Raw genomic sequence first — 12,389 nt, 5'->3', positions numbered from 1 at the left:
TCATTTTTTATTTATACAACATTAAAAATCGCTAATAACCACAATAGAAAGCGTAAATGGGGAGGGTTATCCTTGTTAGGAGACTTGTTTACAAAACCAAAAAAGAGAAAATATGCCACAATTCCTTCTGACGGAACAAAAGCAGATGTTCCAGAAGGTATTATGACAAAATGTCCAGAATGTAAAAAAATAATGTATACCAAAGAATTGCAAAAAAATCTTATGGTATGTAATTATTGTGGTTTTCACCATCCAATTGGGGCAAATGCACGAATCGATATGCTTGTTGATGAAGGGTCTTTTGAAGAAATTGATGCTAGTTTAACAACAGCAAATCCACTTGGTTTTGAAGATTATATGGATCGAATTGAGAAAGATAAGCAAAAGTCTGGTTTAAATGAGGCGATTGTTACTGGTCATGCTACTATTGACGGTAATCCGCTTGTCATTGCTGTCATGGATTCTCGTTTTAGAATGGCGAGTATGGGTTCTGTTGTTGGTGAAAAAATTCTTCGTGCTGTGGAAGATGCTGATAAAACAAATAAACCATTTGTTATTTTCACTGCTTCCGGTGGCGCGCGTATGCAAGAAGGGATGCTTTCGCTTATGCAAATGGCGAAAACCTCTGCTGCATTTAAACGATTTAGCAACCACGGTGGACTTGTTATTACGGTAATGACGCACCCAACTACTGGTGGCGTTTCTGCTAGTTTTGCATCACTTGGAGACTATAATTTTGCAGAACCAGGCGCACTCATCGGCTTTGCTGGTCGCCGGGTAATTGAACAAACTGTTCGGGAAGAATTACCAGAAGACTTCCAAACGTCTGAGTTCTTATTAAAGCACGGACAACTAGATGACTGTATTTCACGTCTTGATTTGCAAAATAAATTAAGTTTTATTTTACGCATTCACGTGAAAACACCTGAAGCAGGAGGTGACGTTGATGGCGAATGAGATGGAATTTGAGAAACCGATTTTAGAATTGAAAAGTAAAATCGCGGACTTAAAAGAATACAACGAAACTTCGGATGTAGATTTGACAAATGAAATCGAAAAGCTGGAGAAACGCTTAGCTAAGTTGGAGTCAGGCATTTACAGCAATATGACTGCTTGGGATAAATTTCAAGTAGCTCGCCACCCAGATAGACCGACAACACTTGATTACATTCCACTTTTATTTCAAGATTTCATGGAGCTTCACGGCGATCGTACATTCGGTGATGACGCAGCAATTGTCGGCGGTATCGCTACTTTTAACGGTATTCCGGTAACAGTTATCGGGCATCAACGCGGTAAAGATACGAAAGATAATTTGCACCGTAATTTTGGTATGCCTCATCCAGAAGGCTTCCGTAAAGCGCTTCGTTTGATGAAACAAGCGGATAAATTTGGCCGACCAATTATTTGCTTCATCGATACAAAAGGTGCCTATCCTGGCCGAGCTGCTGAAGAACGCGGGCAAAGTGAAGCAATTGCTAGAAACCTTTATGAAATGAGCGATATGAAAGTTCCAATTATTTCTATCGTTATCGGTGAGGGTGGAAGTGGTGGTGCACTTGCTCTTGGTGTTGGGAATCAGATTTTCATGCTTGAAAATGCTGTTTTCTCGGTTATTTCACCAGAAGGCGCAGCAGCAATTTTATGGAAAGATGCTAGTCAAGCGAAAAAAGCAGCAGAATCTATGCGGATTACAGCTGGTGATTTGTTTGATCTTGGCATTACAGATGGAATTATTCCAGAAGTAAAAGGCGGTGCGCACCGTGATTTAACAGCGCAAGCCGAAGAAATTAACAAAACTATCACAAAGTCTTTACATGCACTAATGGCATTTTCTGAGGATCAATTAATGGATCAACGTTATGAGAAATTCAAGAAAATCGGTGTTTACGAGACTTTATAACGAATTAAAGAAGCGGATTTCCTTATTTTAGGAAATCCGCTTCTTTGGTATATGCCAAACCATGAAAGAAAGTTTATATCTTCACAAGTATAGACCAATTATATTAAATTAAGCTATAAAGCCATTTATTGACTAAATCGGAATAGACCGATGTCCGAAACGGCATTTTACGAAGCTTATAGTTGAAAAAAGTGCTCTGTTGGAGCTTTTCATTTGACCTTTTTTCATGTAGAATAAACACATGTGATGAAAAACAATATCATTGTCTGAGGTGGTAAGTAAAATGAAACGAATTGCAATTTTAACAAGTGGAGGAGACGCTCCAGGAATGAACGCAGCCACTCGTGCTGTTGTTCGTAAAGCAATCTATGAAGGACTTGAAGTTTACGGTATTAACTATGGCTTTTTAGGGCTAGTCAATGGCGATATTCGTAAATTAGAATTAGGTTCTGTTGGTGATTTACTTCACCGTGGTGGTACATTCCTTTATTCCGCAAGATATCCTGAATTCGCTACAGAAGAAGGACAACTTAAAGGAATCGAACAACTGAAAAAACATCAAATCGATGGCCTAGTTGTTATCGGTGGAGATGGTTCTTATCACGGAGCGGAAGCACTTACAAAACGTGGCTTCCCAACTATTGGTATCCCAGGAACTATTGATAATGATATTTCTGGAACTGATTTTACTATTGGTTTTGATACTGCACTGAACACTGTTCTTGATGCACTTGATAAAATCCGCGATACAGCAACAAGTCATGAACGTACTTTCATTATTGAAGTTATGGGTCGTGACGCTGGTGATATCGCTCTTTGGTCTGGTCTTGCTGGTGGCGCTGAAGCTATCATCGTTCCAGAAGAAAGCTTTAACATGGATGATGTCGTGGATCGTTTGAACAAAGGCCGTGAACGTGGTAAAAAACATAGTATTATTGTTGTTGCTGAAGGCGTAATGTCTGGTAATGAATTTGCCAAACAATTAGCTGAATATGGCGATTATCATGCACGTGTAACTGTTCTTGGACATGTTCAACGTGGTGGTAGCCCAACTGCATTTGACCGTGTACTAGCAAGCCGTCTTGGTGCGCGTTCAGTAGAATTATTGTTAGAAAACCGCGGAGGATTAGCTGTTGGAATCCGTGAAAATAGAATTGTCGAAAATGACATTAGTGAAATTTTGAAAGAAAAACACACTCTAGATCAAAAATTATTTGATTTAGCATCTATTTTGTCGATTTAAAACGGCTGAAGAGCTGGCTGCCATGACAAAGCATGGTAGCCTTTCTTTGTGAAAAATTTTAGTAACGTATTAAAAATAAACTTTGAGGGTAAAGAGAAGTAAATCGGTAATTAAGCATGCTGTAGCAATCTGGAAAACGTTTTCTTGTTATCGTTACCATGCTACCTGATTGCGCTCTTATTCACAAACTTACTTATTTTACACAGTTGTGACTGGTAAAATGCGCAAGATATGTTTATAATAAATACGAATGAATAGCTAAGTTCTAGGAGGAGTAATAACATGAAAAAAACGAAAATTGTTTGTACAATTGGTCCTGCAAGTGAGTCAGTTGACACATTAGTTCAGTTGATCGAAGCAGGAATGAACGTAGCACGTCTTAATTTCTCTCACGGAGATTTTGAAGAGCACGGTGCGCGTATTGTAAATATCCGTGAAGCATCGAAAAAAACTGGCAAACAAGTTGCTATCTTACTTGATACAAAAGGTCCAGAAATCCGTACAAACGACATGGTTGGTGGGAAATTAGAATTCCAAACAGGTGATGTTGTACGTGTTTCCATGACTCCTGTTGAAGGAACAAAAGAAAAATTCTCCGTAACTTACGGCGAACTTTACAATGATGTAGAAATCGGTTCTTCCATTTTACTTGATGACGGTTTAATCGGTCTTGAAGTAATCGAAAAAGACGAAGCTAATCGCGAGCTAGTAACTAAAGTACTTAACTCAGGCGTACTTAAAAATAAAAAAGGTGTTAACGTGCCAAACGTTTCTATCAACCTACCAGGAATCACAGAAAAAGACGCTGCTGATATCCGCTTTGGTTTAGAACAAGGTATCGATTTTATCGCTGCATCTTTTGTACGTCGCGCTACAGATGTTCTTGAAATTACTAAAATTTTAGAAGAGCACAATGCAACTCACGTACAAATTATTCCTAAAATCGAAAACCAAGAGGGCGTTGACAACATCGACGAAATCTTACAAGTTTCTCAAGGACTAATGGTTGCTCGTGGTGACCTTGGTGTTGAAATTCCAGCTGAAGAAGTTCCGATTGTACAAAAAGAACTTATCAGAAAATGTAATAAACTTGGTAAACCAGTTATTACTGCAACACAAATGCTTGATTCCATGCAACGTAACCCACGTCCAACTCGCGCTGAAGCAAGTGACGTAGCGAATGCGATTTTTGATGGAACTGATGCAATTATGTTATCTGGTGAAACAGCTGCTGGGGACTATCCAGTTGAAGCAGTTAAAATGATGGCGAAAATCGCTATTCGTACAGAAGAAGTATTAGTAGCTCAAGATAAATTTGCGCTTAAACTTCATGAAAATACGGATATGACAGAAGCTATTGGTCAAGCTGTTGGACATACTGCGAAAAACCTAAACGTACAAACTATCGTTGCTGCGACTCAAAGTGGTCACACAGCGCGTATGATCTCTAAATACCGTCCGAAATCTCATATCGTTGCTGTAACATTCAACGAGCATGTATATCGCGGCTTAGCTCTTTCATGGGGTGTTTATCCTCGTCTAGCTACTCCAGTTAGCAACACAGACGAAATGTTCGACCTTGCAGTAAAAGAATCTCTTGCTTCTGGCGTTGCAAAACAAGGCGACCTAATCATCATCACTGCTGGTGTTCCAGTTACAGAAAGTGGAACAACTAACGTAATGAAAATCCAATTAATTGGTGAAAAAGTTGCTAAAGGCCAAGGAATTGGCAGCAAATCTGTAATTGGTAAAGCAATCGTTGCTAAATCCAATGCAGAAGCACTTCAAAAAGCAGAAGAAGGCGGAATCTTAATCGTTAAAACAACAGATAAAGAAATCCTTCCTGCATTCGAGAAAAGTGCTGCAGTTGTTGTGGAAGAAGGCGGCTTAACTAGCCACGCAGCAGTTGTTGGAATCAACCTTGGCATTCCTGTCATTGTTGGCGCTAAAGATGCAACATCCCTTGTAAAAGACGGTGAAATCATCACTGTTGATTCTCGTCAAGGTGTTGTTTATAACGGCAAAACAGCAACTCACTAAGATTTAACTTTCCAAAAGGCGTCCCGCATGCGGGACGCCTTTTTTATATGCGCGCTGTATTGTTTTTCGATTGCGTCAAAATAGGTTATAATAGTCAGTAAGTATTGGAGTTGATTTTATGAGAAAATTTATCCTTTATTGGGCTTTATATGGCTTAATAGAATTAATTATTTATGTTTGGCTATTCCAAGTAATCGGCTTTTGGCCACTTCTTTTTATTCAAATTGCATCAAGTGCTTTTGGTATTTTTATTTTCAAACGTCTTGGCGGAAACCTATTCCGAAATGTACGCGATGGACGCACGGTAGCGCCGTATTTATTAGATAGTCTGTGCTTTTTTATTGCCGGCTTTTTATTAATTATCCCAGGAGTTATCACGACTGTACTCGGTTTGCTTATTTTTATTCCATTTTCTCGCAAACTATTAAAACCAAGATTAACCAAATGGCTCGGGAATCAAAAGAAACACACACAATATTATTATTTTGATATGTAATTAAAACCTCTATGGGAAAAATTTTCTATAGAGGTTTAGTTGAAAAAAGGGTAATTCATTTTCCTTATGGCATTTTAGTATTACTATAAGGTAAGTTTATGATATAATAATTGTTATCTCGCTTCCTAGATGCGCGATATTGAAAGGTGACTTAATATGTTTACGGAAAGTATGTTGTTTTTACTTCTTTTTTTACTTCTCGGACTTATAGCAAAAAATAATTCGCTCATCATTGCCGTAGCCGCCGTTATTCTGTTGAAGCTATTTCATGTGGACGGTAAAGTAATGGAGATGATTCAAGCTAAGGGGATTAATTGGGGTGTAACGATTATAACCGTTGCCATCTTAATTCCAATCGCCACTGGTCAAATCGGTTTTAAAGATTTAATTGACTCTTTTAAATCGGCAGCCGGCTGGATTGGTCTTGGAGCTGGAATCGCCGTTTCTATTTTAGCGAAAAAAGGTGTAGGCTATATGGCTGTTGATCCACAAGTAACCGTCTCACTTGTATTTGGGACCATTTTAGCGGTGGTGCTTTTTAGAGGGATTGCTGCTGGACCAGTAATTGCAGCGGGTATTGCTTACATGGCAATGCAGTTAGTTGCATTCATAAAATAAGTACATACGTAAAAAAGGATAAAAGGAGGAAATGAAATGACGTTATCTAAAGGGTTAGAAAATGTATATGTTGCTGAAACTTCCATTAGCTCTATCATCGATGATATGTTAACATATGTTGGCTATGGCATTGATGACTTAATGGAAAACAACGCTTCTTTTGAAGAAGTGATTTACTTATTATGGCATTTACGTTTGCCGAATAAAGATGAATTTAAAAAGTTTAAATTAGAAATACAAGAAAATATGGCAGTATCTGAAACAATTATTACAAGTTTAAGAATGCAAAATCATCAAAAATTACACCCAATGAGTGTTTTAAGAACCACGGTTTCGATGCTCGGTGTATTTGACACAGAAGCAGAATTAGACGACGGGGAAGCAGTTTACCGTAAAGGGCTACGTCTTCAAGCAAAAATGCCAACAATTGTTGCAGCTTTTTCTCGAATTCGACGTGGTTTGGATCCGATTCCGCCGAGAGATGATTTGAGCATGGCGGCGAATTTCCTTTATATGATTACGGGAGAAGAGGCGGATGCGTTATCTGTAGAAGCGATGAATAAAGCGCTTGTACTGCATGCGGATCATGAGTTTAATGCTTCTACTTTTACAGCACGTGTTTGTGTGGCGACACTTTCGGATGTTTATTCCGGAGTTACAGCTGCGATTGGTGCTCTGAAAGGCCCGCTTCATGGTGGTGCCAATGAACGTGTCTTTGATATGTTAGAAGAAATTGATGAAGCCGGCGATGTGCGTACTTACATCCAAGAAAAAATCGATACAAAACAAAAAATTATGGGCTTTGGTCACCGTGTTTATCGTGGTGGGGATCCGCGTGCGCAACATTTACGCGAAATGTCTAGAAAGTTAACTGCCGAAAAGGGCGAAGAAAAATGGTTTGATATTTCGATGCAAGTAGAAGAAGCGGTTTGGGAATTAAAACATTTGAAACCAAACGTTGATTTTTATTCTGCTTCCGTTTATCACGCGCTTGGCATTGATCGGGATTTATTCACGTTAGTATTTTCCGTGAGTCGTGTTTCTGGTTGGTTAGCGCACATTTTTGAACAATATCGTGATAATCGTCTTATCCGTCCGCGTGCGATTTACGTTGGACCTGAAAATAGAAGTTATTTACCTGTAGAAGAACGAATTTAATGGAGGAGGAACAAGCTTTATGAGTCAAAAAATTCAAGTAGAAAATGGTGTGCTAAAAACACCAAACAACCCAGTCATTCCTTTTATTGAAGGAGACGGAACTGGTCCAGATATTTGGGCGGCTGCGAAACGTGTTTTAGATGCGGCAGTAAAAAAAGCGTATAACGGCGAAAAAGAAATCGCATGGAAAGAAGTATTAGCTGGTGAAAAAGCATTTAAACAAACCGGCGAATGGCTTCCGCAAGCGACTTTAGACACTATTGATGAGTATTTAATTGCCATCAAAGGCCCGCTTACAACGCCAATTGGCGGCGGTATTCGTTCATTAAACGTTGCCCTGCGCCAAGAATTAGATTTATATGTATGTTTACGTCCAGTTCGTTACTTTAAAGGTGTACCGTCGCCTGTAAAACGTCCTGAAGACACAGATATGGTTATTTTCCGTGAGAATACAGAGGATATTTACGCAGGAATCGAATTTAAAGAAGGTAGCGAGGAATCGAAAAAATTAATCGCGTTCTTAAAATCTGAGTTTGGCGTTGATAAAATCCGTTTCCCGGAAACTTCTGGTATTGGTATTAAGCCGATTTCGAAAGAAGGAACAGAGCGTTTAGTACGTTCTGCGATTGAATATGCGATTAAAGAAGGACGCAAATCATTAACACTCGTACACAAAGGAAATATCATGAAGTTCACAGAAGGAGCTTTCAAAAACTGGGGCTATGACTTATGTGAGCGCGAATATGGCGATAAAGTATTTACTTGGAACGAGTACGATCGCATTAAAGAAGCAGGAGGTACAGAAGCTGCTGACGCGAAACAAAACGAAGCACTTGCTGCTGGAAAAATTTTAGTAAAAGATTCGATTGCAGATATTTTCTTGCAACAAATCTTAACGCGCCCGGCTGAATTTGATGTGGTTGCTACGATGAACTTAAATGGAGATTATATTTCTGATGCCCTTGCTGCTCAAGTAGGTGGAATTGGTATTGCTCCAGGAGCGAACATTAACTATTTAACTGGTCACGCAATTTTCGAAGCAACTCACGGTACTGCACCAAAATACGCAGGCCTTGATAAAGTAAATCCATCATCTGTTATTTTATCCGGAACACTTTTACTCGAACATATTGGTTGGGGTGAAGCCGCTGAGTTAATTAACAGTTCGATGGAAAAAACAATCGCTGCGAAAACAGTAACTTATGATTTTGCTCGATTAATGGATGGCGCAACAGAAGTTAAATGTTCGGAATTTGCGGATGAATTAATTAAAAACTTCTAATTCCATTCATTTTCGAATGATAGAACTAGTTCGTAATTGTGTATTGGATAAAAAATGTACGTATTTAAAACAAACCATTTAATCCCATTCGGATAAGTGGTTTGTTTTTATGTTCCTATGGTAAAATAGACACAAGTGAATGATAATATCGAGGAGGATATCCCTGTGAATAAATTAGTATTAATCGATGGAAATAGTATTGCGAATCGCGCGTTTTATGCGTTACCGCTTTTAAATAACGACAAAGGTGTTTATACAAATGCAGTGTACGGCTTTGCAATGATGTTAATGAACGTGCTGGAAAAAGAGAAACCGAGCCATGTGCTGGTTGCTTTTGATGCAGGGAAAACCACTTTCCGTCATACGACATTTAAAGGTTACAAAGGTGGACGTCAAAAAACGCCAAGTGAATTGTCCGAGCAATTTCCATTTATCCGAGAGCTTTTAACAGCTTACGATATCCCACAATATGAACTTGCCAACTACGAGGCGGATGATATTATCGGAACATTAACGAAAAAAGCAGAAGCGGACGGGATGGAAGTAGCCATCATTACCGGAGACCGCGATTTAACACAACTAGCTTCTGAAAAAACAACGGTCTATATCACGAAAAAAGGTATAGCCGATATGGAAACGAACACGCCAGAAACGTTAAAAGAAAAATACAATCTAACCCCACTCCAAATTATTGATATGAAAGGGTTAATGGGTGATTCATCTGATAATATTCCGGGCATTCCTGGCGTTGGTGAAAAAACAGCCTTAAAACTGTTGCATGAATTTGGTGGAACTGTAGAGAGCGTACTGGAACATGCCGAGGAAATTTCTGGTAAAAAACTAAAAGAAAAAGTACTGGAAAATAAAGAATTAGCTATTTTAAGTAAAGAACTAGCTACAATTAATGTGGATTCACCAATCGAATGCACTGTTGAAAGTACGAAATACGACGGCTACCAAACGGAGAAAGTAATTCCACTTTTAAAAGAAATGAACTTTACGACATTGTTGAAAAACATCGAAGGCGATACGCCAGAAGAAGCGAAAGAACTAAAAGAATTATCTTTTGAAATAGTAACGGAATTAAAAGAACAGCATTTTGGTGGAAAAACGGCACTTTATGTCGAATTAGAAAATGATAACTACCATACAGCGAATTTTATTGGATTAACGATCCATTCTAGCCAAGGGACCTATTTCTTTACCAAGGAAACTGCTGAAAATAGCGCGGCATTCCGTGAATGGGTGGAAAGTGAACAAACAAAAGTTGTTTATGACGCGAAAAAAACGATGGTTGCAATGAATCGAATTGGCCTTGCAATAGCAGGCATTTCATTTGATATTATGCTAGCTTCCTATTTGTTAAATCCATCTGACTCTATTGATGATTTTACAAGCGTAGCAGTGCGTCATGACTATACAGAAGTAGAAACAGACGAAGCAGTTTACGGAAAAGGTGCGAAACGAAGCACACCAGAAGAAAGTATTGTAGCAGCGCATCTTTCAAGAAAAGTAGTAGCAATTGCTGATTTAGAAAAAAGACTTATCGATGATTTGGAGAAAAACGAACAATTAGCCTTGATGGAAGATTTAGAGCTACCTTTAACATTTGTTTTAGCGCAAATGGAAATGCAGGGGGTTAGTGTCGACACAGAACGCCTTGAAAATATGAAAGTAGAACTAGCGGGTAGATTGAAAACATTAGAAGAGTCGATTCATTCACTAGCTGGCGAAGAATTCAACATCAATTCACCAAAACAATTAGGTGTAATTTTATTTGAAAAACTGGAACTGCCACCAGTCAAGAAAACAAAAACAGGTTACTCAACAGCCGCAGATGTATTAGAAAGTTTATCTGGCAAACATGCGATTATTGATGAAATCTTGCTATATCGCCAACTTGGTAAAATCCAGTCCACTTATATCGAGGGACTGCTTAAAGTAACAGACAAAGAAACGCATAAAGTCCATACACGTTTTAATCAAACGTTAACACAGACTGGTCGTTTAAGTTCGGTTGATCCAAATCTCCAAAATATCCCGATTCGCTTAGAAGAAGGTCGGAAAATTAGACAAGTATTTGTGCCAAGTAAGCCGGGCTGGAAAATGTTTTCTGCCGATTATTCGCAAGTAGAATTACGTGTTTTAGCGCATATTTCAGAAGATGAGAATTTAATTTATGCTTTTAAACACGATTATGATATTCATACGAAAACAGCGATGGACGTTTTTCATGTGGAGCAAGAAGAAGTGGATTCACTAATGCGTCGTCAAGCAAAAGCAGTAAACTTTGGTATTGTCTACGGTATTAGCGACTACGGGCTTTCTCAAAACCTTGGAATTACCCGAAAAGAAGCGAAAGATTTTATTGATCGTTATTTTGTGAGTTATCCTGCCGTAAAAGAATACATGCAAGATATCGTTCGTTTTGCGAAAGAAAAAGGCTATGTGGAGACCATTTTACATCGTCGTCGTTATATTCCGGAGATTGTTAGCCGTAATTTTAATGTTCGCGGATTTGCAGAAAGAACCGCGATGAATACGCCAATCCAAGGTAGTGCCGCTGACATTATTAAAAAAGCGATGATTCTGATGAGCGAGCGTTTAGTATCCGAAAAATTAGAAGCAAAATTATTACTTCAAGTGCACGATGAATTGATTTTCGAAGCACCTGAAGCTGAAATAGCTAAATTAGAAGAAATTGTCCCAGATGTAATGGAAAATGCTGTAGAACTTTCTGTCCCATTAAAAGTAGATAGCGCATTTGGTGACACGTGGTATGACGCGAAATAAATAGAGAAACGGGGAGTTTATATATGCCAGAAATGCCGGAAGTAGAAAATGTCCGCGCAACATTACAAGAATTAGTCCCAGGCAAAAAAATAGATCAAGTAATTGTCCGTGTACCAAAAATGATAGTAGCAACACCGCCCGATGAATTTGTTCATATGCTTGTCGGGCAAGAAATAGAAGGAGTGCGCCGTCGTGGTAAATTTTTACTTTTTGATTTAACTAACTGTACGATTTTATCTCATTTACGCATGGAGGGTAAATTCCGCTTAATGGATGAGAATGAGGAAGTTAGCAAACATACGCACATTATCTTTCATTTTGAAGACCATACCGAACTGCGATTTTTAGATGTGCGCAAGTTCGGAACGATGGAAGTGACAAATAAATACGGCGAAGCAGAAACGCGATCAATAAAAAAATTGGGCCCAGAACCATTAACTTCCTCATTTACGTTAGCTGATTTTGCAACAGGTGTGAAAAAAACAAGTCGCGCCATTAAAACTGCCTTACTTGATCAGAAATTAGTCGCTGGAGTAGGGAATATTTATGCAGATGAAATTTGTTTTGCGGCAAAAGTACGTCCGGAAAGAGCGGCGAATTCGCTTTCGGACAAAGAAATTAATCGAATTTTTGAAGCGACAAAAAGCATTATGACTGAAGCTGTTGCGCTTGGTGGTTCGACGGTTAGAACCTATGTGAACTCGCAAGGCAAACTTGGACAATACCAAGATAAATTAAAAGTGTACGGAAAAACGGGTGAGCCGTGCGTTGTTTGCGGTACGCCTATCGAAAAAATTAAATTGAATGGACGAGGGACGCATTTTTGCCCGAATTGTCAAAAGTAGAAAGCGAGCTG

10 protein-coding genes are annotated in these 12,389 nt (G+C 38.8%); all 10 read left to right on the top strand.

What is annotated here, in order from left to right:
• The first annotated feature begins 72 nt into the window (after positions 1-72).
• The 10 genes from accD (at position 73) to mutM (ending at position 12,378) form a co-directional block, all read left to right on the top strand.
• On the top strand, positions 73-957 hold the full coding sequence (gene accD, locus HCX62_RS06480) for an acetyl-CoA carboxylase, carboxyltransferase subunit beta (protein ID WP_185637805.1): 885 nt from the start codon (positions 73-75) through the stop codon (positions 955-957).
• Entirely contained in the window at positions 947-1,903 is a 957-nt protein-coding gene (locus tag HCX62_RS06475) for an acetyl-CoA carboxylase carboxyltransferase subunit alpha (RefSeq protein WP_185637803.1), read from the top strand. Before accD ends, HCX62_RS06475 begins: the two co-directional genes overlap by 11 nt.
• Before the next feature lie 283 nt (positions 1,904-2,186).
• Positions 2,187-3,146 (top strand): 6-phosphofructokinase, encoded by a 960-nt coding sequence (pfkA, locus tag HCX62_RS06470; RefSeq protein WP_003723299.1) that lies wholly within the window; start codon positions 2,187-2,189, stop codon positions 3,144-3,146.
• A gap of 282 nt (positions 3,147-3,428) precedes the next feature.
• Complete coding sequence (gene pyk, locus HCX62_RS06465; RefSeq protein ID WP_185637801.1) at positions 3,429-5,186, top strand: pyruvate kinase; 1,758 nt, start codon at positions 3,429-3,431, stop codon at positions 5,184-5,186.
• A 118-nt stretch (positions 5,187-5,304) separates the two neighbouring features.
• Positions 5,305-5,682, top strand: a complete 378-nt coding sequence (locus HCX62_RS06460) for an FxsA family protein (protein WP_185637799.1) — start codon at positions 5,305-5,307, stop codon at positions 5,680-5,682.
• A gap of 156 nt (positions 5,683-5,838) precedes the next feature.
• Complete coding sequence (locus HCX62_RS06455) at positions 5,839-6,300, top strand: DUF441 domain-containing protein (RefSeq protein WP_008947934.1); 462 nt, start codon at positions 5,839-5,841, stop codon at positions 6,298-6,300.
• 36 nt (positions 6,301-6,336) lie between these two features.
• Positions 6,337-7,458 carry a citrate synthase gene (citZ, locus tag HCX62_RS06450; protein ID WP_185637798.1) on the top strand — a complete coding sequence of 374 codons (1,122 nt, stop codon included), beginning with the start codon at positions 6,337-6,339 and terminating at the stop codon, positions 7,456-7,458.
• 19 nt (positions 7,459-7,477) lie between these two features.
• The gene (icd, locus tag HCX62_RS06445) at positions 7,478-8,740 is read left to right on the top strand and encodes an NADP-dependent isocitrate dehydrogenase (RefSeq protein WP_185637796.1); all 1,263 of its coding nucleotides are present in this window, start codon (positions 7,478-7,480) and stop codon (positions 8,738-8,740) included.
• Between the two features lie 165 nt (positions 8,741-8,905).
• Positions 8,906-11,533 carry a DNA polymerase I gene (gene polA, locus HCX62_RS06440; protein WP_185637794.1) on the top strand — a complete coding sequence of 876 codons (2,628 nt, stop codon included), beginning with the start codon at positions 8,906-8,908 and terminating at the stop codon, positions 11,531-11,533.
• A 23-nt stretch (positions 11,534-11,556) separates the two neighbouring features.
• A complete protein-coding gene (gene mutM / locus HCX62_RS06435; RefSeq protein WP_185637792.1) occupies positions 11,557-12,378 on the top strand; it encodes a DNA-formamidopyrimidine glycosylase in 822 nt (273 codons plus the stop codon).
• Positions 12,379-12,389: the final 11 nt, after the last annotated feature.

It is taken from the genome of Listeria swaminathanii, assembly GCF_014229645.1.
GTDB lineage: Bacteria > Bacillota > Bacilli > Lactobacillales > Listeriaceae > Listeria > Listeria swaminathanii.
Note: the sequence above shows the minus strand (reverse complement) of the source record. Positions and strands in the feature narration are given on the sequence as shown.

Bases quoted from the DNA above. Each gene is read 5' to 3' on its own strand.
- HCX62_RS06475 (WP_185637803.1), top strand. From the start codon at position 947: ATGGCGAATGAGATGGAATTTGAGAAACCGATTTTAGAATTGAAAAGT.
- pfkA (WP_003723299.1), top strand. From the start codon at position 2,187: ATGAAACGAATTGCAATTTTAACAAGTGGAGGAGACGCTCCAGGAATG.
- pyk (WP_185637801.1), top strand. From the start codon at position 3,429: ATGAAAAAAACGAAAATTGTTTGTACAATTGGTCCTGCAAGTGAGTCA.
- HCX62_RS06460 (WP_185637799.1), top strand. From the start codon at position 5,305: ATGAGAAAATTTATCCTTTATTGGGCTTTATATGGCTTAATAGAATTA.
- HCX62_RS06455 (WP_008947934.1), top strand. From the start codon at position 5,839: ATGTTTACGGAAAGTATGTTGTTTTTACTTCTTTTTTTACTTCTCGGA.
- citZ (WP_185637798.1), top strand. From the start codon at position 6,337: ATGACGTTATCTAAAGGGTTAGAAAATGTATATGTTGCTGAAACTTCC.
- icd (WP_185637796.1), top strand. From the start codon at position 7,478: ATGAGTCAAAAAATTCAAGTAGAAAATGGTGTGCTAAAAACACCAAAC.
- mutM (WP_185637792.1), top strand. From the start codon at position 11,557: ATGCCAGAAATGCCGGAAGTAGAAAATGTCCGCGCAACATTACAAGAA.